The organism is Bradyrhizobium sp. HKCCYLS1011, from assembly GCF_051167795.1.
In the GTDB taxonomy this organism is placed as follows: Bacteria; Pseudomonadota; Alphaproteobacteria; order Rhizobiales; family Xanthobacteraceae; genus Bradyrhizobium.
Genome location: NZ_JBNPTT010000016.1, coordinates 133,889 through 160,600, shown reverse-complemented (window position 1 = coordinate 160,600; position 26,712 = coordinate 133,889). Strand labels below are relative to the sequence as shown.

24 protein-coding genes are annotated in these 26,712 nt (G+C 59.5%); 5 read left to right on the top strand and 19 right to left on the bottom strand.

The window, feature by feature from the left end; all coding sequences use genetic code 11:
• Positions 1-296: 296 nt before the first annotated feature.
• The 10 genes from ACQR1W_RS38200 to ACQR1W_RS38155 all read right to left on the bottom strand — a co-directional run bounded on the left by ACQR1W_RS38200 (position 297) and on the right by ACQR1W_RS38155 (position 10,987).
• Positions 297-788, bottom strand: a complete 492-nt coding sequence (locus ACQR1W_RS38200) for a hypothetical protein (protein ID WP_434855583.1) — start codon at positions 786-788, stop codon at positions 297-299.
• A gap of 398 nt (positions 789-1,186) precedes the next feature.
• Entirely contained in the window at positions 1,187-1,756 is a 570-nt protein-coding gene (locus tag ACQR1W_RS38195; protein ID WP_434855582.1) for a hypothetical protein, read from the bottom strand.
• A gap of 1,014 nt (positions 1,757-2,770) precedes the next feature.
• Positions 2,771-3,670 carry a hypothetical protein gene (locus tag ACQR1W_RS38190; protein WP_434855581.1) on the bottom strand — a complete coding sequence of 300 codons (900 nt, stop codon included), beginning with the start codon at positions 3,668-3,670 and terminating at the stop codon, positions 2,771-2,773.
• A gap of 93 nt (positions 3,671-3,763) precedes the next feature.
• Positions 3,764-4,063, bottom strand: coding sequence for a hypothetical protein (locus ACQR1W_RS38185; RefSeq protein WP_434855580.1), 300 nt, complete (start codon positions 4,061-4,063; stop codon positions 3,764-3,766).
• On the bottom strand, positions 4,056-5,723 hold the full coding sequence (locus ACQR1W_RS38180) for a portal protein (RefSeq protein ID WP_434855579.1): 1,668 nt from the start codon (positions 5,721-5,723) through the stop codon (positions 4,056-4,058). Before ACQR1W_RS38180 ends, ACQR1W_RS38185 begins: the two co-directional genes overlap by 8 nt.
• Before the next feature lie 861 nt (positions 5,724-6,584).
• Complete coding sequence (locus ACQR1W_RS38175) at positions 6,585-6,908, bottom strand: hypothetical protein (protein ID WP_434855578.1); 324 nt, start codon at positions 6,906-6,908, stop codon at positions 6,585-6,587.
• A gap of 1,874 nt (positions 6,909-8,782) precedes the next feature.
• The gene (locus tag ACQR1W_RS38170; protein ID WP_434855577.1) at positions 8,783-9,352 is read right to left on the bottom strand and encodes a portal protein; all 570 of its coding nucleotides are present in this window, start codon (positions 9,350-9,352) and stop codon (positions 8,783-8,785) included.
• Between the two features lie 40 nt (positions 9,353-9,392).
• On the bottom strand, positions 9,393-9,953 hold the full coding sequence (locus ACQR1W_RS38165; RefSeq protein WP_434855576.1) for a hypothetical protein: 561 nt from the start codon (positions 9,951-9,953) through the stop codon (positions 9,393-9,395).
• A 38-nt stretch (positions 9,954-9,991) separates the two neighbouring features.
• Positions 9,992-10,459 carry a hypothetical protein gene (locus ACQR1W_RS38160; protein ID WP_434855575.1) on the bottom strand — a complete coding sequence of 156 codons (468 nt, stop codon included), beginning with the start codon at positions 10,457-10,459 and terminating at the stop codon, positions 9,992-9,994.
• An 84-nt stretch (positions 10,460-10,543) separates the two neighbouring features.
• Positions 10,544-10,987, bottom strand: a complete 444-nt coding sequence (locus ACQR1W_RS38155) for a hypothetical protein (RefSeq protein WP_434855574.1) — start codon at positions 10,985-10,987, stop codon at positions 10,544-10,546.
• A gap of 535 nt (positions 10,988-11,522) precedes the next feature.
• Here ACQR1W_RS38155 and ACQR1W_RS38150 point away from each other — a divergent pair.
• Complete coding sequence (locus ACQR1W_RS38150) at positions 11,523-11,747, top strand: hypothetical protein (RefSeq protein WP_434855573.1); 225 nt, start codon at positions 11,523-11,525, stop codon at positions 11,745-11,747.
• A 117-nt stretch (positions 11,748-11,864) separates the two neighbouring features.
• Here ACQR1W_RS38150 and ACQR1W_RS38145 read toward each other — a convergent pair whose 3' ends face one another.
• Positions 11,865-12,884: a M23 family metallopeptidase gene (locus tag ACQR1W_RS38145; RefSeq protein WP_434855572.1), complete on the bottom strand. Its 1,020-nt coding sequence runs from the start codon at positions 12,882-12,884 to the stop codon at positions 11,865-11,867.
• Positions 12,885-12,985: 101 nt separating this feature from the next.
• Positions 12,986-13,399: a hypothetical protein gene (locus ACQR1W_RS38140; RefSeq protein ID WP_434855571.1), complete on the bottom strand. Its 414-nt coding sequence runs from the start codon at positions 13,397-13,399 to the stop codon at positions 12,986-12,988.
• Between the two features lie 209 nt (positions 13,400-13,608).
• Here ACQR1W_RS38140 and ACQR1W_RS38135 point away from each other — a divergent pair, with 209 nt between their 5' ends.
• On the top strand, positions 13,609-14,151 hold the full coding sequence (locus ACQR1W_RS38135) for a hypothetical protein (RefSeq protein ID WP_434855570.1): 543 nt from the start codon (positions 13,609-13,611) through the stop codon (positions 14,149-14,151).
• A 3-nt stretch (positions 14,152-14,154) separates the two neighbouring features.
• Here the strand turns inward: ACQR1W_RS38135 and ACQR1W_RS38130 are convergent, their stop codons facing one another.
• From ACQR1W_RS38130 to ACQR1W_RS38105, 6 genes are all read right to left on the bottom strand, one after another.
• A complete protein-coding gene (locus ACQR1W_RS38130) occupies positions 14,155-14,739 on the bottom strand; it encodes a hypothetical protein (protein WP_434855569.1) in 585 nt (194 codons plus the stop codon).
• Between the two features lie 105 nt (positions 14,740-14,844).
• Positions 14,845-16,131, bottom strand: coding sequence for a PBSX family phage terminase large subunit (locus ACQR1W_RS38125; RefSeq protein WP_434855568.1), 1,287 nt, complete (start codon positions 16,129-16,131; stop codon positions 14,845-14,847).
• A gap of 100 nt (positions 16,132-16,231) precedes the next feature.
• The gene (locus ACQR1W_RS38120) at positions 16,232-17,299 is read right to left on the bottom strand and encodes a hypothetical protein (protein ID WP_434855567.1); all 1,068 of its coding nucleotides are present in this window, start codon (positions 17,297-17,299) and stop codon (positions 16,232-16,234) included.
• A 100-nt stretch (positions 17,300-17,399) separates the two neighbouring features.
• A complete protein-coding gene (locus tag ACQR1W_RS38115; protein WP_434855566.1) occupies positions 17,400-17,705 on the bottom strand; it encodes a hypothetical protein in 306 nt (101 codons plus the stop codon).
• A 16-nt stretch (positions 17,706-17,721) separates the two neighbouring features.
• Complete coding sequence (locus ACQR1W_RS38110; protein ID WP_434855565.1) at positions 17,722-18,081, bottom strand: hypothetical protein; 360 nt, start codon at positions 18,079-18,081, stop codon at positions 17,722-17,724.
• Between the two features lie 124 nt (positions 18,082-18,205).
• Positions 18,206-18,478 (bottom strand): hypothetical protein, encoded by a 273-nt coding sequence (locus tag ACQR1W_RS38105; protein ID WP_434855564.1) that lies wholly within the window; start codon positions 18,476-18,478, stop codon positions 18,206-18,208.
• Positions 18,479-19,270: 792 nt separating this feature from the next.
• On the opposite strand from ACQR1W_RS38105, the gene ACQR1W_RS38100 reads away from it, so the two are divergent.
• On the top strand, positions 19,271-19,411 hold the full coding sequence (locus ACQR1W_RS38100) for a hypothetical protein (protein WP_434855563.1): 141 nt from the start codon (positions 19,271-19,273) through the stop codon (positions 19,409-19,411).
• 112 nt (positions 19,412-19,523) lie between these two features.
• Here ACQR1W_RS38100 and ACQR1W_RS38095 read toward each other — a convergent pair whose 3' ends face one another.
• Complete coding sequence (locus ACQR1W_RS38095) at positions 19,524-23,408, bottom strand: ATP-binding protein (protein ID WP_434855596.1); 3,885 nt, start codon at positions 23,406-23,408, stop codon at positions 19,524-19,526.
• 91 nt (positions 23,409-23,499) lie between these two features.
• On the opposite strand from ACQR1W_RS38095, the gene ACQR1W_RS38090 reads away from it, so the two are divergent.
• Both ACQR1W_RS38090 and ACQR1W_RS38085 read left to right on the top strand, forming a co-directional pair.
• Positions 23,500-24,846, top strand: a complete 1,347-nt coding sequence (locus ACQR1W_RS38090; protein ID WP_434855562.1) for an NRAMP family divalent metal transporter — start codon at positions 23,500-23,502, stop codon at positions 24,844-24,846.
• Positions 24,847-25,029: 183 nt separating this feature from the next.
• A complete protein-coding gene (locus ACQR1W_RS38085) occupies positions 25,030-26,661 on the top strand; it encodes an NAD-dependent malic enzyme (protein WP_434855595.1) in 1,632 nt (543 codons plus the stop codon).
• Positions 26,662-26,712: the final 51 nt, after the last annotated feature.

The following is a 26,712-nucleotide window of genomic DNA, read 5'->3' as shown; positions in this document are numbered from 1 at the left end:
GAAAATCTCGTTATCGCTCGAAGTCGCACCGCGCCGAGCCCACCCAGCCTTGTAACTCACATTCTTGCCCAGCCTCGACGTGTCAATGCTTGTTTTTGAACTAATCGGCATCGATCAGCTCCGCGCAATTTAGGCGCGGACGAAATAGGTAACGAACTAATTAAGCGCATTTTCGACCAGAGAACCAGGAAACAGAGCGACGCATATCCAAGAAGCCCGCGTGGTTCAAACATTTTCTGGCTCCCACGAGTGAGCCCTGAGACGTCCCTCGGCCCGCCGGATCACCTACGACAGGATTAGTAGCGCAGACGCGTGCTGAGATAACGAACCGGGGCAGACTGCCCGGGCGGCCAAGCCGGAGGCGGCTGCTCATCTGGGTTCACGCCCGCAAGCGTCTCTTTCACTGGAGAGATGCCACCTCCATCGCCAATTACGCTTGGACTATCGTCCACCTGCCCTAGATAGCCATAGCTGTTGAACGGAGCTGGCATCCGGCGCGCGGCCACACCAGCCGCGTAACCCTGGCCGATATTGGCCTCGTTAACCTTCGACAAGCCCCAATTTCCACTCGTATCAACATCAGGTTTAAAGATATTTTTGCTGAGACGGTTGTGCAGACCTCCTCCAAACTGGGCGAGTTCTTCAGGCAATCCCGCCGCCCCCGTAACATACCCAAAATGGTCAGAGGCGGCACTGATATAGGCACGGACGAATGAATTGTCAGGAATACCCCAACGCGGATTCCGCTGCAGCTCTTCGGGACCACCCGGCCAGAAATCCCGTGTCATGAGGCCGAGTGTCCCACCCGGAATACCTAGCCGGTGAACGGCGGGCGGCGGCATCTCGGGCCGATTGCTCAGTGTAATTCCCAGGCACAATGATATAGTTGTTCGGATTCGCTATTCTTCCATCGGTCTGATTGCTCCCATATGCATCGGAGTATAGATTTGCTCTTTGCGAAGCACCTGGCACCGGATCGACTACATACATGCCATTTCGAACGAGAAATCTTGAAGGCACATAACCCGTGATTTTTCTCGTCCCTTTTTGATCTTCAGCCGCCGCGTAAAAAATTCTATCCGACACTTCGAACTCCTACGGTGATACTTTAAGACTGGTCAAGAAATTGAACCTAGCAACTCACAATACTTTCCGCGGCGAGCGTGGAAGCTCGCCTCTCTCCTGCTCAGCCCTTCCCATCGAGAAGACCAACAACGACGGCATAGTAGTTTCCGAACAGATGATAGGCAGTCCGATCCCGATCCACCGTAACCTCCGTCGTCGCGGCGGACATTACCTTTTTCCACTCTGATGTGCGCTTCGATACAGGCAAGATGAATTCGCCGCTTGTATCGTAGACGATGTAGTCGAAATAGTCGCCACGATCGAATCCTTCGCAGGATCCGGCAGTCTGCGTGACGCCGTTCTCGGTGAATTCCGAAAGCCGGCACTGCGCCATGTAGTCCGAAGCCAGCTTGGTCCTCGCGTAGAAGCCGAGCGTCCTGAGCCATTCACGCGTCTCCGGAACGCCCGCGAAGGGAAGGACAAGCAGCAACCATGTCAGGGCAAAAACTGCGCTCCACTTCCTGTTTCTGCAGAAGAGCGCCTCGATCGATAAGCAAGCAAGCGGAACTACGAATACAAGACTGCCGAAGAACAGCCACACGAGGGTGGCCGGCGCAAAAAAGTAACAGAACATCCCGCCATAGACGTCGAGCAAGGGTACGGCGATCGAAACTAACCTGAACCAAATCATCTCGCCTTCCCCTGCACCGCGCAAAAACGTCTCCGGATGAGACGCGCTGGGCGAAACTGTGTACCCGGCTCAAGAACACGAGTTGCACGACGAGACATGCGCCCATCCGATACGCGAGTTGATCGACACATTCTTCGCACTCCACAGTAGAACAAAAAAGAACCCATCAAGACGCTCTTTTGAGCCTGCCCGCACTGTCAACAGCAAATCACAATCGATTCGTCAGCGATTTCGCAAACTCTCAATATCGCACAAGCCGACGGATAAGTCGTCGCACAGGGATAGAGCCTTCGGGCAGCTCCGCCCGATACTGGGCGTCGCGCCAGCCAAGAAACGGCATCTTCAGATCGCATACGAGTTAATTCCTCCCGCTTTGACAGAAAGTAGACCCTTCTCGCCGGAGCGACTTGAGTTCGCGCTCTTCGGAGTTGAGTGGTCCTGTCCCTAACGCCGGATGTGGTTCATGAGCAAATCGAGCACAGATAACTGAGACCTTTCGAGCCCATCGGACGGACGCGCAGGCCCACTTGTGGCACGAGGTGTTGGAGAAGAAGCCCACTCGTTCAAAGCGCGCCGGGGATCCGGCGCAAGCAAAGCTTCGAGCGGAAATCGCGGTCCAGGTGGCGAGCCCTTGGCGATCTCCGGCGGCCCAAACATCCATTGTGGGGGACGAGACGGCGGATCGACTTCAATCGGCGGACCTAAGAACTGCGGCACGGCCGGTACCGGCCCAAATGGATCCCGGCGGTTCGAGGGCGGCGGCACGACGGGCACTGACGGAATCCAAGAAGGAGGCGCACGCTCCATCAACTCCTTGATCGTAGGAGCCTTCAACTGACCTGGGATGGCCGGGTCAATATCGACAGAATGAGGGTTCTTTGCGATCCAGGGGGGAACCTGAGAACTTGCCCATCGACTCACGTTATACCTCCTACTAGTTTTACAGTATTGATCGATCAAACGACTGACTCGTTGGTGGCCAGTACCCTACCCACCTGCTGCCCAATCATCTGTTTAGGGATCATAGATCACTCTTCCAAGGTGCAGCCGCGCGGCTATCGCGTCGACTTCCTCCTGGCTCTTTGGATAAGCTTCATAAAAAATATTCGTCCTGAATGCCCCGTTATATCTGGGACTTAGGGTCCACGTGACCTTCGGATAAACACCGGTTTCACGATACAATTGAACAACCGACCTTCTGATATCGAAGCTAATTGGCGGCCGCTCAAATTTCGGATCAGCTACTCGCTCTGAATAGAAGCCGTCCACCGCTGACACCGCCGCCTCGTACTTGTGCAGCTCTGCTGAGGTCGCGTCTGGACAGGGAACACTCTCGACTCTTTTGGGCCCATCGTCGCGCGGTGTCTTCAACGACGTACAATCCGCCAGACCAGCTAGCGGATCGCGCCACGCCACCAGAGCGTCTGCGAGGACATATGACTGGTCTGACGCCACGAAGAGAAAATCTGCGCAGGCGGCCATGCAGTAATCGTAAACGACAACGGTGGCGTGGCGATCGCGAAGCAGGTTGGACAAGGTGATGGTGGTCTCAGCATGCCCTCCTAAGCTTCTGACAACAAAGAGACCATGGTCTTTCAGGCCGCGCACCGACGACAGATCCATACCATCATCGATCCATCCGTCGAAACATATGAGCATTTGGCCCGCACTCAGCGCCATTGGACGCGGGAGAGGTCCCCGGCAATAATCCACGGCGAGATGGTAGATCTCTTTGTCGGAAACTCGCTCTTGCGCGCGGCTCTCGTCCGAAACGAAAAGAACCAACGCCGTGACGGCGAATAGCCAGCACGTTGAAGAGGCCCACGCGCCGAGGCTACCAAGCATCCTCCGCCGCCTGAGAATAGATATGCTCACCGGCTTCTCGCCCGGCCAAGAATGGACTGCTCCCGACATCAATAGCCCTCAACATCGAGACCAGCCTGACTATAGAACATAACATGAACATTATCTACTACTCTTTTTGGGATCGCCCTAAAGTCGAACGCTTCACAAAATCCCGAACCGCTTCTTGCGCTCCGCTAGTTCGGCAAGCTCCTTCAGCTCGGCCTGCGCCAGCTTGCCGTTGGCGACTACTCCAGAAAGATGGTCGCGGACTTTCCCGACGACGTTGATGGCGAGGAAGAGTTTTTCGCGGCCCGCCACATCATCAATGATGGTCCGCCGCCAAGCGGAGGTGTAGCTCGCCTCAAGCGCCGAAAAGGCTTCCGACAGCAGCTCGTCTTCCAGTAAGGCTTGCGCGCGGACCGCCTTCGCTGCTGTCTGCTGCAGCTCCCACTCATCAGCCATTGGACTGCTCCGTCGTGGTGCGGGACTGCCGGTTCGCTGGGCCGCCCGTCTTGGCGGCTGCGCCGAGCGCAGACGCCGCGAGCGCCATCTCGTGTTCGGCCTGGGCGTGTTCGCGGCTTTGCGCCTCCGCAATGGACTTCAAATGCGCGTCGAGCAGCGCAATCTTGGCGTCGAGGCCGGCCTTGATCTTGGCGAGTTCGATCTCCGCCTGCATCTTGATCTGCTGGTGGATCATGTCGTTGTGCGCCTGCTGCTGTGCGAGCTGCGCCTTTTGCGCTGCGATCGCCTGCTCGGTCTGCAGCCTCGCCTGCGCCGCCAGGAGCTTTGGGTCAGGCGGCGGCTGTGGCGGTGCCGGTGGTGGATTCAAGAGCTGGCCGGTTTGCGGATTGACCGCAGTGGGATCGTTGAAGAAGCGATTGGGATTCTTGTGCCCCATGATGCGGGTCAACTCGGCTGCGGTGTTGTAGAGCTCGCGATCGCTGACCAGGTTGACTTTGCCGGCCATAGCCAGCTCCTTCTGCACGTTGGCGATGGCCATGGTCTGGGCGAATTGCTGTGCCTTTCCACCTGAGCCCAGGCCAACATTGATGGTCATGTCATCTCGCGTCTTCCAGCCGCGCGGATCGACGCTGATCCAGGCATTGCGGAGCCGCACTGTCTGCCGCTGCTGACCATGCTTGCGGATCGTGGCATGCAGCAGCCCAAAGACGTCGCGAACGCCTTCCGCCATGATCCGTGCGATCAGCTTGATCCGCATCTGCGAGGCGGAGAACACCTGTGCCACGGCGGTTGCCGACTGGTTCTGCAGCGCGTTCGCGTCAATGCCTTGGGCTTGCTTGGACAGGCCCGTGCGCGTCTCGAGCTCGGCATCGATATATTGCAGCATCGGGTAGATCGACGTGGTGATATCGGGCACCACCTGCCAGTTCAGCCCGCCCGCGGTCTTGGTGCGCACCACGCCGCCCGGCCGCGACACCAGGAGATCGTCGAGCGTGTTCGGCCCCGCATTGGCCTCCGCCACCTCGACGCGCGGATTGTTGTGCAGATAGAGGTTGTCGAGCGCCCCGCGTTTGAGCGCGGTTTTCTCCCGCTGCAGCGGCATCACGAGATCGGCGATCGAGCGACCGAAGAAGCGATGCGTCATCGGCACCGGCGTGGTTGCGGCGAACGGAATGGCGTCGAACGGGGTGATGCACTCCTTGCCGTCCTTGCGCAGGATCTCGCCCTGGTCGCCGCCGGTAATCACCTGATACAGGCACGGCCTGCCCTCGCCCTCGTAGTCCATCCGCAGGTAATGTTCGGTGATCCGCACGAGACGTGCCGCCGAGTTCGCGGCGCTCGACGACGAACGAAGATGCTCTTCGACTGTGTCGCGAGCGAGCGTCTCGATCTCGGTCGTTCCGGTGTATTCGCCGAGCGATCTGATCTGCCCGGCATCGAAGCCCTCGGCGATCAGCTGCGCCTCGGTCTTGGTCACGACCTCGTGGAAGCAATAGTTGCAATCGTGGATCGAGCGCGCGCCACGCTCGATCCCAAATTCCTCCGGCGGCACGCCCATCACCCGCGCCTGGGCGAATTTGCGGGTGGTGACGATGGTGACGTCGTGGGTGATCGGAGCCGGCGCCGGTTGAAGCGGCGCCGACGGCTGGGACATGGTCATGATGATGAACTCGTCAGAAGATGAAGAAAAGTATGCCGCGTGCGGCGATCAACGGCTTCCGCCTTCGACCGGATTGTTACGCATGTAGTCCTGAATGAGGCCGAGCAAACCACCTGCCGGCGGCTGGAATCGTGCGGGATCCGATGGATCGTTGCCAGTGACGGATGCGATCAGGCCGGGAAGCCCACCAGCGATCGTGTCCGAAGCCGACGAACGAGAGGGCGTTGGAGCCGGATAGGACAAATTGGACGGCGGCCAGGCGGGAAAACCCGAGGGCTGAGAAGGCGGCGGCCACTTAGGGCCGCTGGGAACGGCACCGGCGGATGGAGCAAGACCCGTCCCCGGTATCGGGCCAGCAGACGGAGCGAGTTGTGCAGTTGACCTGTTGGTCCGCGGCGTCGCGTCCGTCCGCGGCTGACTGGCGCCTGGTGCTGGAAAGCCGTACTCAAAAACATTGTTGCGGCTTGGGACACCTGCGGCCGCTGCAGAGTCGCGAACCAGTTCATCATTCCAGGCAGGCCTAGGCGGCGCACCGTAGTATTTCTCCCAGTACTTAGGGTCCGAACTATAGAGCGCCCACGCGTCCGCATAGTCGTTGAGATGGAAATCTCTCTTTATTCGGTCTGCATATACCTCGGGGCCATTTAGTTCGTTATGGAAGAATCCACCCGCAATCGACCGTCCGGCTTGCGCCAGGAGTTGCCTTAAAATGAGTTCCCACATCAATCACCTCCAGCATGCATAAATCTGACAATAAAATCTGACAAATGACGGTTGCGCTCTCGCCAGCCAGAGTCCTGCTGCTCGCAGCTTACAGTTCGCTAGCGGTTTCTGCTTTGAGCCGGCCGTCGTTGGATGAGTTCAGATGAAAGCCTGTATCAACAGGCCAAGGGTGAAGAACCCGATCAGAAAAATGAGAAATCCAATGAAGCCGGCCACAGTACATTCAATCTCGATGTGACCGGTCCCGTCGCTCCGGTAGCCAAGCACATTGAAGTTCTTCTGAGCAGAACTGAGCGGCTGCACATGTACTCTGCCGAACGAAACAAGCGGGAGAACAAGCCGCGCGATGGTATAACCGACCGCCTCGATCATAACGTCGAAGATGCCGATGGGATGTCCGACAAGGACCAAAACCGCGCCGACCCCCACGAATGCAAATCCGATCACGATCAGGGTGAACAAGAAACGTCCTCCGGACGGCTGACGGAGCTAACAACTAGAACAAAGCACGAATATGATCAAGACGCTGCTGGCAGCACACCTATCACTTGCGCTTGAAAGAACTTGAGCCTGCCCCAGCGTGCGCTCCTTCGGTCGCATCACTATGCATGTAGTCCTGGACTATGCCGAGCAGGCCGCCCGCCCGCGGCTGGAATTGCGACGGATCGCTCCCGGTGACCGATGCGATCAAGCCGGACAGATCGCCAATCGGTGCGCCGGGCGCGCCTGGATTCCAATAATAGGTCCCGCCCAGGCGGCCCAAGAGGCGACCGTCGCATGCACTGCCCACGCGAAGCAAAGCAGCAGCAAACTCCCGAAAACGAGGTTTTTTGCAACGAAGAAGCCAAGCGATATGCGAAGAAGCGCTGCGCACGAGCTGGCAGCCGCCTTCACATACTCGGCCTGCACCGGCAGCGGCGTCGACGAGTGCAACGCATGGGCAGGAAATGCATAGCGCGAGGTCAAACCATCTTGGAATTGCGGAGGTAACAGATCGATGATGGAGACGTAGACAAATGCGTCCTGACCGCCGCAACGAATATGAGCACTCCCCCCAGGACGAAGAATACAACGGCCACTCCTATTGGTACTGGAGCCGCCGACCGATCAGCGACTTCCGCTTCGGACTGCATGGCTACGCATGTAATCCTGGATCATTCCAAGTAGACCGCCGGCAGGCGGCTGGAATTGAGTAGGATCGGATGCTTCGCCGCCGGTGAGATCGGCGATCATACCGGGGATGCCGCCCGGCCGATTAGGGGGCGGCGCAGCAGCAGTCGGCACACCTGATAGCCCAGCAGGGCCGGAGCTCCTGGAGCCGGAGCTCCCAGATACGGTTGCGCCCACCACGGCGAGGCAGCAGTCGTGCTGGACGGCGCGGCCCAGGATGCCGAGCTGGATGGATCGCTCGACATCGAAGGTGTCGGCTGCGGTGCTCGTGACCCTTTCATATCAGGTGCGCTGGTATCCCCCCGATTCGACTCCACGGGCGATTGCCGCGTCACAGGCACGATCGCACCAGCTGCATCGACGGTCCAATCCTGGGGATTCGACAGGATGTCTCTGATCAGTTGCCCTTCACGATAGGCTCCGTGGGCCGCCCACCCGCCTGCGAGTGATCCGCCGGCTCCGAGCGCCGTTGAACCGACAACTGCTCCCGGCAGGCCGCCAACCGCCTGCCCACCAGCCCACCCGGCCGCTCCGCCGAGGATCCCGCCCCAAGTTTTCCCAGAACCGACCATCCCGTCGTGAAGAACGTCCCCGCGAGATGGCGGAGCATAGCGCGACAACAACTCCTTCTTTGTTTGACCCTGGGCGATGATGTTAATCAGTCTTGCAATAAGATTTTCGGCAACCATCTATTCCCTCCAGAAATCCTCCTCTCGGGCCGCCCCCGAAAGTGCAACAGATGCAGCAAGATCGCGGAAATCAGACTGAGCAAGGCTGCTTGAAGTCTTTGTTGGTGAACGCGCTTGTTCTGAGTTTTTTTTGCTGCGGGTGGTATTTGTTATACGGAGACAAGGGGATTCTTATCGGCATCATGGCGTTCATTGCCATGCATTCCGCCAGAATCTTCCTGAAGGTCTTTGGCAATCCGCCTCCTGTGCCCTCTCTCCACGAGCCAGATCGGGATAGCTCGGCCTGATTCATCTGTTCATTGATGCCTTGCAGCGACTTGAGTGATCAAACGCGCACGTCCGAGCATGTTCATAATCAGCCATCCATGCTGGATGGGGTCGCGGCAGATACGAGCTCGTCGGGGCTAGCCATCTGCGACAGCGGTGATCGACGCTGACCGCGGCCTTCATCGCATTTGCCCCGATGCCAGCACAGCTTCATCCGGCGGCTTTCGACTCCTGCTGCGACCGGCTATTCATCGTGTGAGCAACGATCTCCATTGCGCCGTCTGATTCAATCACCGCCTGCGCCAGCAAGGCGAACTGATCGTCAGTCAGATCGTAGTAGGTCTCGCGGCTTTCCTCTTCGCGCTCCTCCCACCACACCTTGACGATGCCGACCTTCGACAACAACGCGTCCTTGATGAACGAATAGAGGATCATGAAGCCCGGATTCTGCTGCATGAAGACGTGATTGACGAAGTCGGTCTCCTGCGCAGCCGCCGCTTCGTCCTCCGGGCCGACCGGCTCGAAACGGACCACTTCGTCGGAGCCCGCAAAGATATCCATCAGATGCGGCATCAGCCCTTCGATCGTGTCGGCCACGTCGGTCGAAACCGCGCGCGAGCGGCCGTCCTGCGCCGGCATGTCCTTGCGCATGTTGCCCAAATAATAATCCATTGCATCAGCCCGCTCCTCGGCAAGCCGTGCAGCGGAAATCGCAGCGAGCGCGTCGGCCTTCTCCGACGCCAGCATCGCTTTCAGATCGGAGATCGACATTTTTGACATATGAAGCTCATCTTTTATTGACCGGAAATGAGTTCGGCAGCTACCTGGACGGAAAGACCAGCCGAGTTGCAAGCCGTCGATACGTACTAGGCTCCTCACCCGCAGGCGCCTGACTGGAGGGCGTGTCCGAGATAGGACGCTCCTTAGTCGACTGATTCGAATACGGATAAGGGATCGGATATGGAACACCGAACCCGGGATCAACTTCCATGATGTTTTGGTCGCGTGTTGTCGGTGAGACATCCCGCGGTAGCTCGATCGCTTTGTCTCTTTCATCATGAGGGTCGCTCCATTTCGTCGCCGGAGCGAACGCGGCATTAAACTTTTGCAGTTCGTTCAGGACGTCTCCCATGATATTGCTCGGGTCGTTGAGCTGCCTCCCAAGCCCTTCAACAGAAGAATAAAAGCTGGTTAGGTCGTCCATCAGAGCATCTGGGCTCTTCTTGACTCCATCTGGATAATAGGAACCCGGTCCATTGAGGACATCCTGAAGCTGCTGTCCGATCAACCCGAAAATGCGTGAGCGATCCTTTTCACCGATGAGTGGAGCGTTAGGCGGCGGCAGCGGGGCTCGCTCGATGATGCCCTTTGTGCTGGCCATTTCTTAAATCCTTTCACTCGGGCGTCGGCCCGTTTCATCTACTGCAATTGAGAAAATGCGACATAGACCGTACCAAATCGCTCGTTTTGAACGAACTCGTTCCGCTTTCGCCGTACACCTCGATAGATTGGCAGGCGTACCAAACCAGGCTTGATGGCAACGTGAAATTGCTCGACAGCATCCGCGGTGTAGCAACAACCGGGCGGCCCAAGGACGTCCATATCCAAGGATGGAAGGTCTTCCTTGCGGGGGTGGACATAGATTCGGATATGCAAACCAACGGGTCGGATTTCGCACGGCTCCTCATAGCGACAGCTTTCGATCTTACCGGCGTCCGTATTTCCGTTTGCATCGATTGCGTAGTTGAGGACGAAGTCACCTGCCGCGCAGGCTTGCGTGACGGCAACGATCAGCACGCCGGCGATACATAGAGACCAGATCGCAGCCACCAGCTTCGCAGGAGCGCTCGATAGCTGCCTGGCAATGAGAATGCGTTGTTCGCTCATTCCGCTACACTGAAAATGTACCCACCGCGCCCGTGCGCCATTGGGCCTTCGGTCAACGAAGCTTGCTTGTTCCTCGAATAGCCATTAGCCATCTCTGAATGCTCCAACAATTCGTCGCACGACAATGAATACGAGATGGGTCAGCTGATGCGCCGCCCACAACAAAATGATGCCAAGGGACAGGACGCCGAGCAGGGCTGCCCCAAGATCTGCCAAGGTGAACTTGGCCAAGGCGCTCGACCCGTCCATCAAGACACGCAAGCTGTCGTCGATGCGCGAAACTAAGATCGCAAAGAGGAGAAATGCGTAAGGAAACGTCAGCAAGCGATAACGGCGAAAAATAAACAGAACAAAGATCGGAGCCTGCCAGATGAAATGCATGACAAGGTCTGGATAGCCGAACTCCTCCGGCCGAGACTCCATCGTGTAGCTCACAAGATCGGTCAGCACCAACCACATCAGCAGGCATGCGCAGCCGATGACGGAAGCCGTGGAAGAAATCCGGTCAGGGTTCGCGTTTGTGATCATCAGCCTCTCACTTCCGTGAGCAAACATCGTCCGCGTATAGCAACAGCCCGCAGCCCAGGATAGCCAGATCCAAGGATGAAAGGTCCGTCACGCGGGGATACACCTCAATCGGATGCGCAGGCCACCTCTCGAACGGCATACACTGTCTCGCGGCGGCAGCCTTCGATCTTCCGCGCATTCGTACGTCCGCCCGCATCGATTGCGCCGTTGGGGACGGAGTCGCCCGCCAAAGCAGCAGGGACAAGTCGTGGAAACGATCAGCACACAACAGCGAGACATGGAGCCAGATCGGACGCTCGATTGGCGACAACGCCCGATCATCGTTGGCCAAAGAGAATCCCGGTTCGCTGACTGCACGACGTTGGAAATGCATTCACCGCGCGGCCGCGCGAGAAGGGGTCTCGATGAACGAAGCGCGCTCATTCTTCACGAAAGTGCCTTGAATCATTAATTAGAACATACAGGGAACATAAAGAATGACGCTTGTCAACCACCTCTGGTGGTGGTGTGAGAGGTCGCGAGAAGGAGATGCCGAATGGCGACCACGACCTGCATGAAATGCGGCGGGCATGCGTTTGAGCTCACGTTGCTGACGCCGCTCGGCGAAAACCGCAAGCTGACGCTGGTCCAATGCGCAGGTTGCGGTACGCCGGTTGGCGCGCTCGATCCCATGACAGGACCTCAAATCGAAACTTTACGGCGAGAGGTGGCGGCCATCGAAGAGAGACTCAACCGGATCGCGCGCGCATTGCAGGAATAAGTGCCAGCCCGAGGTTCCGGCTCTTATGCATCCCCTCAAGGCACGTTCGGCAGAGCTCTCGTTCGACAAGACCGGCGCAACTTGACCGCTGCTTGCGCCAGGACACAGCCGCGAACTTCAACGTCGCGGATTCCAGTCGGCGGACTTGCGCCGTCGCGCAGCCCAATCCTCCAGCCCGGGTGTGGCGCCTCCAAAGATCGGCGGCGGAAATGGATAGTCGGGCATTGGCTCGCCCGGGACGATGCCAAGAGGCCTGGCGGACTGCGGCGGCGGCGATAGCGGCTGATAGGGAGACAGCGGCGCGTTCGCTCCGCCCGCCGACGCCCAGCTGCCAAAGCGGTCATCGAATGACGGAACACGATCCGATGGCGGCAGTTGATTGGGCATGGTCCCAGTGGCATCGACCTTCAGACCAGAAACAGCCGGCGAGTTCGCCGGACGCGAGCGCAGAATGCGGACCGCACTTCCTTCAAGCGGAGCAGGTGTTTGTCCCGGAACCGCGCCATTTGGCTGGTTGGCATCGACCAGTTGCGAGCCATAGCGCGGGCCGGCGTCCGGCGTGTTGCCGAAGTCACGATCGGCGGCCGCACCAAGCTCGCGTCGATATTGGAGATAGTCCTGGAGATAGGCCGGAGCGTAAGGAGTGGGATCGATGGGACCCTGGCTGTCCCAATAGTCGATCGGATTGACTCGGTTTCCGTGGGGATCCTTGATTTGGTAGTGGAGATGGAAATCCCCTCCTTCGAGCCCCGGATGATCTACACCAGTGTTGCCCATCGTTCCGATCAACTGCCCAGCCAGGACTGGATCGCCGATTGAAACGTGTCGACTATGGGTATGAAGAAGCTGATGCGAAAGCCCGTTCTTATCTTGAATCGCAATCGTGCCGTAATCTCCTTCTCCCGCTCTGGTCACAACCCCGGTCACCGGTGAACGGAGCGCCGGATAGCTCCTGTTCAGCGGGAGTGCCTGGCCGCCCTCATAGTTGGCGTCCGCCCCCGGATGATCTTCCCACTTCTGCTGACGTTCTCGCCATCGCAGGCCTGGAGGACTCGTCATGTGAGGTACGTGCGTGACCTTCGGGTCTCCTTCCGTTACAGGTTGGAGCATGCGGCGCATCGCTTCATTCCACGACATCGTCAATTTCCCTTCTATTGAACGCCAAGCGAACAGAGCGGCGCCATGTCACAAATGTCTATTGATGGAGCCAAGCACCGAAATTAGGGTTCGCCTAAGGGTCAACCAAAAACAGACGGCTGAAACTGACGTTCAACCCACGGCTTTTGTTGCTTATCGTCGGCATATGCAGCGTCAGCCATCACGCCCTTGGGCAAGACGGGACCAAGGCCTCGCAGACGAGATGGCGCCCAAAAGACGGCGTCAACGCGATTCCAGGCCCTCGCTTCAGCGCGCAGTGCGGCGACACGAACGGTGCGTTCGTTGAGCTGGCCGATAATTGGATCGGCGGCGACGAAGATCGGTGCAAGATTAGCAGGACGACGGATAGCGCACTTGGCGTCATCAGGTTCGAGGCGATCTGTGAGGGGGGTCGGATCTGAGAAGCCGACCAAAGAAGTGATGCTCTTCAAGCGCCTCGACGATAGCACCTTCCTGTGGCGACAGGTCACGCCCGGCAGCAAGGACAAAGGCATGAAGTTTTCCTACTGCCCGGAGGATATCCAACAATCATATCGAGAGAATGCCGCACGGGACAAAGCTGAGGCCGAACGAAAAGCGGCCGAGGAGCGGGCGCCGAGGCGATGAACGAGACTACCAGCGCTTGCTCAATGACAACTATCCAATTTTTGGCTAGCGGGTACCGACTACTTGAAGCACGCCGACTGGCGCCTTGGAGGTAAACTTGGGGTTGCATCACATATTGCTGCCTATCGCTTTGATGATCGGCACGGGCGGCGCGGCAGCTTATGCCCAGGACAGCTCAAAGCCTCCGCCACAGAAATGGCGCCCGAAGGATGGCATATACGCGGTCCCGGGTCCCGACCATGCAACCCGGTGCGGGGATCAGGCCGAAGCTTACGTCGAGCTCGGCGAGAACTTTATCGGGGGTAACGAATATGGCTGTGCCATACGGAAGATCACCGACCTCGCGCCTGGGCGCATGAAGCTCGAAGCGCAGTGTGATGATGCCCAGACCGAAAAGCCAAAGAATGAACTGATCCTACTGAAACGGATCGACGATAATAGTTTTTCGTGGAGCCAGATCACCCGCGGCGCCAGTACCCCCGGCGTAACGTTCGCTTACTGCTCCGAAGACGCACAGCGCACCTATCGAGAAACTCCGCGCGAGCCAAAGAGGAGAAAGCCAAGGAGTCGACGCAGAAGCAATGAACTCAAGCGGCTCTACTTTATACCTCGGCGCTACGCAGGACGGCCGCTTACCTGAGCCTCACTTTTGGAATTTGCTCGCGTCTAGACGAGCATAGTATTTGTGCACCAGGTCGATGTTGCCCGTGTATTTGATCTCCGGCAGCGTGCAGACTCGTTGCGCATTGAGAGATGCAATCTCCTCCTTCTTTTCCTTCTCCGACATGCGCCGGTCTGCCTTGGTGCGCGCCACGCGAAGTCTTATCAGTGGTTCTCTGCCAACATACTTTTTCGCCACCCAATCGTAGCCTGAGAAGACCAAGAGAACATTGGCGCGGATTGTCTTGTATTCATCGTATCCCGCAAGTCCGTGCTTCGTTGCAACGGCATCCAGCTTTGCCGTTGTCTCCGGACCGGTCTTGTAGAATCCGTCCTGACTGTTTTCTCTGATCTCGTCTATCTCGTCCGCGGAGTCGAGCAGACCCAGGATCCGCTTTTCAGTGAGCGGCACCTGCTCAAATTCGATACACGGCTTTCGCGCCTTGTCTTGGGTTGTGGCCAGTTCGTCTTGCTCAGGCAAGGTCTGGCCGCGCACAGCAAAACCAAGATTGAATGTGAAAATGCACACGGACAGTGCGAAGGTGGCTCGCCGGATTAATGATGTCATGGGAAAATCGGCATTGCGTTGGTCAGGGGCTCTGGTCCTACCTTACATGACTTCCGTTGACTGGCGCAATTCCCCTGCAAGATCGCGTCCGCGCTCGTCGGACTGTCATCGCCACCCTGCGTCCTGATAGCGGAGCGGCCGGTTGAAGCTGAGCGCGCGACCGGGCGCCTCATAACAGATCGCCATCAGGCCGAGCGCGTCAGCTGCGTGCGAGGACCAGTCGTGTTCAGGACCCAGACCGATGTTGCGCGCCTCGTCCTTGCGCTCGTGATAGAAGCCGAGCGCCTCCCGGCCGGCTTCAGACGTAGCCGCGTTGAACCAGAGCTGCGGCCCAAGGCGGCGCAACGCCTCGATCCGCATCGTCGCAGCGCCCCTGCCCTGGTTCTTGACCGGCGGCTCGACGGCAAAGCCCGCCTCGCGCAGATGATCCTCATAGCGTTTGCCGGTGATGCTGTTGGGGGTCACACCGTCATGCGGCAGATGCAGGATCGCATCCTGATAACCGCGCGAGCGCAGCCAGTTGACATGGAAGGCCAGCACCTGGCCCACCGCCTCATAGTAGTCGAGCACCCTGATCTCGCTGCCGACCCACTGAACAATCCACATTGTGAAAGCGTCGGCAGTGGCGCCGGCGCCGCCGATGTCGATAAAGCCGCGCAGCGGCAGCAGCGGATCTGCCGCGACTTTACCGATCCGACCCTCGCGCTTGGCCTGCGCGAGCAATTCCGCGAAATAGGCTCCTTCGAAGGCCCGCACGTAGTCGCCCTCCCAGATGTGATCGTAGCGCTCAGGATAGAGCGCAAGATCGAGCCGCCGCTCCTCTTCCAGAACGGCCGGAAACCACGGGTTGTCGCGCCAGCTCGCTTTGACGATGATCGCGCCGTCCGGCTTGCGCCCGCGCAGGAAATCATCAATGGCATCCGACTTCCGGCGCGGATTCCACGAGGCCCACAGCTCGGAGCCGGTCGCGCGAACGGTCGGTCGCAACAGCGACAGCGAGCGTGCGCTCAAGGTCTGCGCCTCGTCGATCCAGGCAATCCGAAACCCCTCCAAAGACTTGATGGAGTCCGCCGTATGATCCTGCATGTCCCGGAAGATGATGAGTCCGTCACCGGGCGTTGCGATCTTGTCGCTGTAGAGCTTGAAGCCGTGGCCGAGCCCGAGGCCAGCGATCTTGTTCTCGATCAGCCGTTTCGACGATTGCGCTAGCGTGCGCTGTGCCTCGCGGATGCAAACGGCGAGCGTGCCGCGCTGCGCCTGGCAAGTCTCGACCAGCAGTTCACCAAAGAAATGCGACTTGCCCGAGCCACGCCCCCCGAAGGCTGCCTTGTAGCGGGCCGGGGCGAGCAGCGGCTCGAACACTTTTGCGGTCGGGATGCGTAACGTGGACAAGGGCGCCTCGTTGCAAGTGCTCAGCGACGGCTAGGAGATCGCGCAGCAGGCACGTTTCCTCATGAGTGCTGACAAACGGCAAGTGCTCTTGCCCACACAATCATCTTTGCATCAGCGGCTTGATCCAGCGGGCGAACCAGTCGCTCATGTCATCTCCGGACGACGCCGAAGGATCGTTGCCGCCGAAGATCGGCGGCGCCGGGTAGAGCGGCAGCGGCTGCCTGCTGGAGGCGCCATCCGGACCAGACCATGAGTTGAACTCAGACTGAGCCTGCGACGGAGCCGTTGGCATCGCGCCTCGAGCAGGCGGAGCCCAGGTTCCAAAGCGCTGGTCGAATGCTGGCGATGTTGGCTGTGATAGCGCCGAGTTCGGCACGAACGGAACAGGCGTGCTACCTCTATCGAATACCGATGCACCCGACGGGCTGACCTGCCGGCTGCGCAGATAGCGCTCCGGCGGCCGACGCTCACCGGATCCGGCTGACTGCGGAAGACTGGACGATTCAGAAGTTTCAGGCGAATTCGACCATTTCCCAAACCGGTCTTCGAACGTGGGCGACGCCTCCTGATCGGAAATCGGTCCACTCGGAAGATGGCCATTCCGCTCCGAAGGCGTATCGTATCCGGCTCCAACGAATGCGTAGTCTTGCTGCACACCGCGAAGCGATTCAGGAATAGCGGCCGGCATCCCTGCCCCGTCGAATGCCACCTTGGCCTTGGGGTTGGCGGCCAGCGTCTGTTCTATGTTCGAAAGGTACTCACCATTGTAAGATGGAAGCACACGAGGGAGAACGTCTCTCCCTAGACCGGCAGCCTCGGCAATCCGGTTGACAATCGTGGTGCAGATATTTGAATCGAAGAAGTTGTAATTTCCGTTTGCATTATGAATGCGTTCAATCTCATGTAGGGCCCTCGTCGCCTGCTGTTCCGTGATTGGGACCGTAAAGGTCTTGTATTGTCCCTGGCCAATAACGCTTGAGAAATCGGGCGGCGGTATCTCACCAGGCGAAAGAGAGTGAATGTCAAACTTGCCGTAACTCCACGGTGAATAGTGGCGTTGAGGACCAAACCCCGCGTAGGTCTGTTTGGACGGCTCGTTCACAACGACTGCAGCGTGTCCCGGAAAATTAGGGTTGATCTGAACTGTTAAGGAATATCTGGATGCCATGATTTGCCTGCATATGAAATGGAAGCGAAACTTAATTTAGGGCGTTTGGGTCGACGCTGCCATTCTCCGATGAGGAGCCGCCCTCTCACCGCGAATACGACTACTGGATCTTTGCAGCTGACGTTCTGGCGCTCGCTGCCCAGCCAATGATGTATGAAATGATCAAGCTCTCAACGTAATAGGCCGGAATGCTGTTCAGCCAGGAGTCGATCGGAAATGGGAAAACATTCGATCCCAGCAGCATTCCCAACCCGGCCCAAAAAAAGCCCGCAGGGAAGACGGCGATAGAGGCGAAGAAAACGCTCGCCTTCAGATCGGAGAAGAAGGCCCAGCCGAAGAATATGGCAAAGTGCAGCGTATAGATCGCGCAGGCGATGAGACCGCCTCTATTAGGTCGTAGGGTCATTGTCGGCCTTCGGTTGTCATGAGTCCCTGTCGAGATATGTGGTCAAGCGCTCGTCCAGGCGCGCCAATCGCGGCCCGACCAGCCGGATCAGAACGTGCCAGAACAAATTGAGTCCCCAACCAAGGAGATATGAGACCAACAAGCTCACAGGATAATACAACAAGTCACTATTCATCCAGGAATCGGCTGCGAATGGCGGATCATGGAGACCAAGAAGAGACCAGACAAATCCGAGAAACAGGCCGCCGGGCAGGACGGCAAGCCCAGCAAGCACGATGCTAGACTTGAGACTCGCGAAGTGCGAAAGAGCGCTAAAAACTAAATAATGCACCGTGTAGAGGCCGGAGGCGGCAAGACCTCCCTTGTTCAGCCGCATGACAAGCTCCCGCCCCGGAAATACTAAGAATCGTTATTGAACAAAATAAGAACAAACACAAGCGCAATCTCGGATTGAAGCCTCCACGACGTCCATCGGCTCATCCGCCAAATGCCAACATGGTTCAGCCGACCTCCTCCGGATCCAAGTCACTTTCCTGTTGGTCAGGACGAACGATCACCCGTTCGATGCGATGGATGAGTTCGAGCGCGCCGTCCTCGCCGTTCTGGAGCGCCTGCGGCGGCTTGCCCCACCCCCGATCGAGAAGCGCGGTCGCGGCGGAGACGCGCGCGGCATGAGATGCGTCCTTCGATCGCATCACGCCGGCCAAGGCGAGGATCGCCGATCGCGTGTGGCTGCGAGCGAGGGAGCGAATATCGGTCAGCGTCTTAGGCATCGCTTTTCAATTCCGGCGGGAGAAGGCAAGACGAGAGACGGGCATCGGCTGACGTCAGAACAAGGCGTCGCAGATCGCAAGGACTACGAGGCCGACGATCGCAAGAGAGATCAGATAAGCGGTCATCGTGCTTCACTCCATCGAAACAAAGATGCGGCAGACCGCGTCGAGGGCGATCGTTTCGGGCGCGAACCCTATCCCTCAAGACTCGAGGGGCCGCAGCGGCGCTCGCCAGTGTCGGCGCGCCGCAAGCTGGTCCGTTCGCGCGGACCAGCCAATATTCTTCGACGTCGCGTCAGCAGTGATCGCTGCGCGACGAATAGTTAAGAGGTTCGGACGACGACGCGCGCGCGGCAAAAGTGTTCTCGGGCGTCCTGCTATGCGGCCGCCGTCCGATTCGAATGTCGGGACAATAAAAAACCCGCTGCCGAACTGCTCCGGATGCGGGTCATGATCATCTGAACGATGATCGGGTCGATGATGCCATCATGCAGGTGATTTGCCCGACATGTCAAACTTTAGCTAAATGCTGCAGGTCGGTTTCAACGGATCGAGACCGATCCAACAACTTTCGAGCAGGACAAGCAAAAGCCCGCTGCCACCCTCGCGGCGCGGGCTCTATGATGTTTTTCGATGATGTCAAAATGCTCCTGATTTGCCCGACGAGTCAAGCGCCGTTTTCAGCATCACATGGTCGTTGGCCCGACGGGCACTTAAAGCGACGAAAGCAGGAAGGAGGCCTCGAGATGTACGCTGTTGCGGCCATTCTGGCCACGCTCGCCGCGTTGTTCTATGCCGCCCGGCCATCATGAGCTCGGCTCGGTCGGCGCCGACGTGTGCCAATATGGAAGCCTGTTCTGCGACAAGCCGCATTACGTCTTCACCGGCGCGATGCTCGCTGCCGCCTGGGGCAAGTTCGTCAGCATACGTTAGCTTGCCTCACGCTCGACGCGCTGGTCTATTTGCTCGCGTAGATCGACATCCAATCCAGAGAGCTGGCCGGCACGAAGCGCAGCCTCATCGCGGGAAGCAAGCCGGCCTCGCTTCATCTTGAGCGATGAGCCGCGATCGCCTGGCGCAGCACGCGCGACAGCTCGTCGATCGAATACGGCTTTTGGATCAGCTCGAAACCATGCTCATTGTTTCTGGCAAGCACATGGCTATAGCCGCTGTTGAGCACGACCGGAATGGTCGGAAGTCGCCGGCGGATTTCATTGCCGAGTGTCACACCGTCCATGCCGGGCATCACCACATCGGTCAGCACGACGTCAAAGCCGGTCGGATTCTCGTCCAGGAGCCGCAGCGCCTCGGCGCCGTTCCGCGCAAGCACAGTGCAGTAGCCGAGATCCTGAAGCAGCTGCGTTGAGAATTCGCCGACTTCGGGATTGTCCTCGATCACCAGCACGTTCCACCGGTCATCGACATCGTCCGCGCTGCGTGCGACGTCCTGGCGCGCGTCAATTGGCTTGCTGCTCAATGGCAGGTGCAGCGTAATCGTCGTTCCACGTCCGACTTCACTTTCGACCTGCACCCGACCACCGGACTGATGGACGAAGCCGTAGACCTGGGACAACCCAAGGCCGGTGCCACGGCCGACGTCCTTGGTCGTGAAGAAGGGCTCGAAGATTCGGTCGGCATGGTCTGCCGGAATACCACACCCGGTATCGCGGACTGCGATCCTGACGAACGCTTCCGCCCCTTGCTGATCGATTGCACGATAGCGGTCGACGCGAATGCTCAGCGTTCCCTGCCCGTTCATCGCGTCGCGCGCGTTGGCGACCAGGTTCACGAGCGCGGTCTCAAACTGATTGAGATCGACATCGATCGGCAAGCGCCGGTCCGCGACATCGAGCTCGAATATTGCAGGCGAGCCGAGCACTGTCCGCAGCATGTCGGCAATCCGCTCGAGATGATCGGCGACGTCGAATACCTGCCGCTCAATTGGCTTGCGGCGGGCAAAGGTCAGCAGCTGGCTCGTGAGTTTTGCAGCACGGTCTGCAGTATCTGAGATCGCATCGACATAGCGTCGCATCCGCTCCGGCGGAATATCGCGTCGGCGGAGCAGGTCCGCCGACGACCTGATCACGGTCAGGAGATTGTTGAAGTCGTGCGCAACACCTCCAGTCAATTGCCCGATGGCCTCCATCTTCTGCGCCTCGCGGAATGCTTCCTCGGCCTTCCGCCGCTCCGTCAGCTCGACAGCCTCCGGCACGATCGCGACAACCCGGCCGGCTTCGTTGCGCACCGGGCGCATCTGAAAGTCGAACCAGCGCCAGCCGCCGACCGGTAGGTTGAGATGGATTTCCTGACGAACGGATTGTCCGCTAGCTACCGTCGAAACCGCGTCGCGGATCATCTCCGGCATGTTTGGCGTGCCGGCAAACCACGGCGTCATCCAGAATGCCGCATCCGCAATTTCATCCAGATGTCGTCCGATCGCGGAGAGCGAGGTGGCGTTGGCGTCGAGCACCGTCCCGTCGGGAGAGAGCAGCCCCTGGAATGTGTAGCTGGTCTCAAACACCGTCCGCAGGCGCGCCTCCTTGGCCTGCAACTCCGCCGTGCGTTCGGCGACCTGGGTCTCCAGCCGCTCATTCAGATCGCGCAGAGCCTTTTCCGCATGGCCTCGCACGCGGGCCAGGTCGATGTTGGCGCGCACGCGCGCCAACAGCTCACGGGCGCTGAACGGCTTGCTGAGATAATCGCTGGCGCCGGCATCAAGACCTTCGACCTTGGCCTCTTCGCCGGCACGCGCGGACAACATGATCGCGGGGATGTCGTGGATCAGGCTATCGCTTCGCAACGCCCTGAGCAGGCCGAAACCATCCAGCTTCGGCATCATGACGTCGGTCAGCAACAGATCCGGCCGACGCCGCCTCGCTGCCGCGAGCGCGGCTTCGCCGTCACCGACCGTTTCGACCTCATAGCTTTCGCCGAGCAGCCGCCGGACATAGTCGCGCATGTCCGGGTTGTCGTCGGCCAACAGAATCCGGTCCCGACTTTCCGCTCCCGAGAGGCTCACGCCGAGATCATCCGATGACGATGGATGAGGTGCGTCAAGCGGTGGATCGCCTTCCAGCCATCCAAGAGCCTCGTCGATATAGGCCTGAGCGCGGGTGTTGCTCGAAGCTGGTGCGCCGGAATTCACGAGCTGATGAGACGGAAGATGCGATGAGCCGAACGGAAGCACGACAGTGAATACAGAGCCGCGATCAAGCTCGCTGTCGGCGCGGATCGTTCCGCCATGCAGCTTGACCAGTTCCTGGACCAGCGCCAAGCCGATGCCGCTGCCTTCGTACGAGCGTCCGCGGGCCCCCTCGACGCGGCGGAATCGTTCGAACAGGTGCGGCAGCTCTGCGGACGGAATGCCTGTCCCGGTGTCCCGAACCTGGACCTCAGCGTGCTGCCCATCCTCTGCAACCCCGATCGAAACCACGATCTCGCCATCGAAGGTAAACTTGAACGCGTTCGAGATCAGGTTCAGGACAACCTTCTCCCACATGTCGCGGTCGACGAAAACCGGCCCAGGCAGAGGCCGGCTCTCGATGACGAGGCGCAAGCCGGCGCGGTCCGTTGCGGACCGGAAGTTGGAAGCAAGCTCCGCCGTCAACGCGGCCAAATCGAGGGGCTCGTAATTTGCCGTCAGCCGCCCCGCCTCGATCCGCGAAAAATCCAGCAGCGTGTTGACCAGTTTGAGCAGGCGGATGCCGTTGCGGTGGATGACCTGCAGGGTCGACCTCTCATCGGTGCCGAGCTCAGCCTGCTCGCGGGCGAGCATGTCTTCGAGCGGCCCCAACAGCAGCGTCAGCGGGGTTCGGAATTCGTGGCTCACATTGGAAAAGAACGTGGTCTTGGCGCGATCGATCTCAGCCAGGGCTTCGGCGCGCCGGCGCTCCGCTTCATAGGCCCCGCCATTGCCGACGGCCGCGGCGATCTGACTGGCCACCAGATCAAGAAAACCTGCATAACCCTCGCTATAAGGACGGAAAGGGTTGAGACCGGCAATCACAAAACCCCACGGTGCTGTTTCCCCGCTCGACAGGATAGGAAGCACCACCGCCTCGCTCGGCGACCGTCGCCAGCCGCCGCTCGGAAAGTCCAATCCAAATCGCCGGGACAGGTCGCCGACCGGCACGGGTGAAAGCTGCCGAAGCGCAGCCGCAACGGGCCATATGCCGTCACCTGCAAGAGACAACGACGACTGGACGGCCGGATGATCACGGTCGATGCCGCTGAGCGCCTTGAGGCTCGCGGACTCCCCGCTCGGCCCGATCATGTAGAGCATCGCAAACGGCAGGTCGCGGAGATCACGCGACAGCGCCTGCGCACTACGCGTGCAGGCGTCTTCGATGCTGCGGGCCTCGGCTGCGGCGCTCGCGAGTTCGCGCAACAACGATAGCCGACGCTCGCTGATCACGCGTTGAGTATCATCGGTGTTTGCACAAAAGATTCCTCCCGGCAAGCCGTCATCGTCGGGGATCGGACTGTAGGAGAACGTATAGTAGGTCTCTTCCGGAAAGCCGTTGCGCTCCATGATCAGGAGCTGCGCCTCGCTGTAGGTCCCCTCGTTGCCTCCGCTCGCCCTGGCCAGCAACGGGCTGATGTCGTCCCAGATTTCGCTCCACACGACCGAGGTCGGACGGCCAAGCGCCCAAGGATGCTTGCCGCCGATGATCGCCTTATAGGGATCGTTATAGAGATAGATCAGCTCCTGCCCCCAGCCGATCCAGATCGGCTGCTGCGACGTGAGCATGATCCGCACAGCAGTCTTCAGGCTCCGAGGCCAGTTTTCGGGTGGTCCGATCGAGGTGGCCTCCCAATCGAAATCCAGCATCAGCCGCGCGAGCTCGCTGCCACCGGAAAAGAGCCGCTCGCGTTCGGCCAGACGATGCCTCTCGTTTCGTGTCTCGAACCCTTGTCCTGGCAGCGGCATGTCCGGCAAGCACGTCCCCTTTCGCGCATAACTCTTGGCAACACGCAAACGCGAAGGCATCGGCTGAGGTTCCAGACGCCGGAACAAATCGATGACGACTGACTTGGCTGATAAGACATCCGCCGGGGTACACGACGTGGCCATCTCTCCAAGCTCGGAAGCAAGCAAGGAAACATCCGGCGGGGGCTTGTTGCGGCTCCTCGGGCCCGGCCTTGTGACCGGCGCTGCAGACGATGACCCCTCAGGCATCGCGACCTACTCGCAGGCCGGCGCGCAATTCGGTTTTGGCCTGCTCTGGACTGTCTTTCTCACGACCCCCTTCATGATCGCGATCCAATTGGTGAGTGCGCGGATCGGAAGGGTGACGGGCAAAGGGCTTGCCGCCAATGTCATGGAAGTCGCGCCGCGCTGGGCGGTCCTAGGCCTCGTATTTTTGCTGGTCAGCGCCAACACCTTCAATATCGCCGCCGACATTGCCGCAATGGCTGAGGCGCTGTCACTTGTCATCGGAGGGCTCAATCACGAGCACGCGCTGATCTTCGCGGCGACATCGACCCTGCTCCAGGTGTTCGTGCCGTATCGGCGATACGCACCGATATTGAAGTTCTTGACGCTCAGCCTGTTCGCCTATGTCGCGACGGCATTGATGGTCAATGTCCCCTGGGGCGAGGCCCTGCTCGCCGCCGTCTGGCCACAGGTGTCTCCGAATGCAGACTACTTTCTCATGGTTGTCGCCGTTCTCGGCACCACGATCAGCCCCTATCTCTTCTTCTGGCAGGCCTCGCAGGAGGTAGAGGAGATGAACCAGGGCAAAGTCGATCCGCCACTGCGCAATCAGCGGAAGAAAGACCATCCCGAGCTGCGCAGAATGCGGATCGATACCGCGGTCGGCATGATCTTCTCCAATGCAATCGCCTTTTTCATCATCCTGACGACGGCGACCGTGCTGCACGCGCATGGCGTCACGAACATCGATTCTGCGACCCAGGCCGCCGAAGCGCTGCGCCCGTTGGCCGGCGACTTCACCTTCGTGCTGTTTGCGCTTGGCATCATCGGCACCGGGATGCTTGCGATTCCGGTCCTGGCGGGCGCGGCCGCGTATGGAGTGGCAGAGGTGTTCGGCTGGCGTGCGAGCTTGGAGGCGAGAGCCCCGCAAGCGGCCGGCTTCTACACGATCATTGCTGCAGCAACCGTCATCGGCTTCGGGCTCGGCTTTACCGGCATCGATTCGATTCACATGCTGGTATGGAGCGCGGTCCTCAACGGTATCGTCGCCGTGCCGATCATGGCGATGATGATGCTGATCGTCTCGAACATCAAATTGATGGGGCACTTCAAGGCTCGGGGCTGGCTGATAGGCTTGGGGTGGATAGGCACCGCGAACATGGCCGTCGCCGTGCTGGCGCTATTTTGGTCATTTGGCCACGCTGCTCTATAGACCTCGCCGGCCAACGCAACGCACTTGCACAATCACATTGATGCACTGCGATAGCAGTTTTGTGATACAGGGCAGCGTCGTCGCTGCTCCTGCTGCGGTTGATTTCGGTCAACGCGGACGCGCTCCGGGATGGCGACGCTCCATGAGAACGTTTGGGAGAGAGCCTTGACACAACCACAACGCATGAGCGCACACAGCATTTCAACCTATTCGCCGCGCGGACTTGCGCTGTTGCGCGATCCCCTGCTCAACAAGGGTACGGGCTTCACGGAGCAGGAGCGCGATGCGCTGGGGTTGCGCGGCTTTCTTCCGGCAGGCGTGATGTCGATGCAGGCCCAAGTCGAGCGTATCCTGGCCAACCTGCGCAGCCTGCCGACGGACCTCGAGAAATATGTCGCGCTGAACGCGCTACATGATCGTAACGAGGCGCTGTTCTTCCGCGTCGTTTGCGACTATATCGACGAAGTCCAACCGCTGATCTATACGCCGACGGTCGGTCTGGCGTGCCAGAAATATGGGCTGATCTTCCAGCGCCCACGCGGGCTGTTCATCTCCGCCAATGATCGCGGCCGGATCGCAGAGATCCTCGCCAACTGGCCCTACCGGGCCAAGCTGATCGTCGTCACCGATGGCGAACGCATCCTCGGCCTGGGCGATCTCGGCGCCAATGGCATGGGCATTCCAGTCGGCAAATTGTCGCTCTATTCGGCCTGCGCCGGGATCCATCCCGAACTCTGCCTTCCCGTGATGCTCGACGTCGGCACCAACAACGAAGAGTTGTTGAACGATCCCTATTATATCGGCCTCCGCCAGAAGCGCATAAGTGGCGCGGCTTACGACGATTTCGTCGACGAGTTCATGGCCGCGGCCCGCGCGGCCTTCCCGGGCGTGTTGATCCAGTTCGAGGACTTCGCCAACCACTCCGCGTTCAAGCTCCTGCACAAATATCGCGACGACGCCTGCGTCTTCAACGACGATATCCAGGGCACGGCTGCGGTCGCGCTCGCTGGCCTGTTCTCAGCGCTGCGGATCACCGGCGGCAAGCTATGCGATCAGCGCGTGCTGTTTCTCGGCGCCGGCGAAGCGGCGACCGGCATCGCCGACCTCGCGGTCTCGGCCATGATGGCGGAGGGCCTGTCGGAGGCGGAGGCGCTGAAACGCAACTGGCTGGTGGACTCCAAGGGCCTCGTGGTGAAAGGGCGCGAGAATCTCGGCGGTCATAAGCTGCGTTACGCGCATGAGCACGCGCCGATCGGCGACTTCCTGGCCGCAGTCAAGGCGCTCAGGCCGACTGCAATCATCGGCGTCGCTGCAGTCGGCGGCGCCTTCACGCCGGAGGTGCTGCAGGCTATGGCGGAGCTCAATGAGCGCCCGATCATTTTTGCGCTCTCCAATCCGACATCGAAGGCTGAATGCTCAGCGGAAGCAGCCTATCGCCACACCGGCGGTCGCGCGCTGTTTGCTTGTGGCAGTCCCTACGATCCCGTCGGGCTCGACGGCCGGACCTTCGTGCCGCGGCAGGGCAACAATTCCTACATCTTCCCCGGTGTCGGCCTTGGCGCGATCGCCAGCGGCGCAAGACTCGTCACCGATGAGATGTTCATGGCGGCCGCGCATACGCTTGCCAACTGCGTGACCGGCGCGGACCTCGAGCAAGGCAGTCTGTATCCGGCCTTGCCACGGATCCGTGAGGTGTCGGCGCATATCGGAGCTGCGGTAGCACATGTCGCCTATCAGGCCGGCCTCACGCAGGGCCAGGCCCCGAACGATCTGCTCGGCTATGTCGAGACCCAGATGTACGATCCGCGCTATTGAGCGAAAATCTCGGTGATGCGGCGACGATGGTCCGGGCGCAGACGGTGCCCG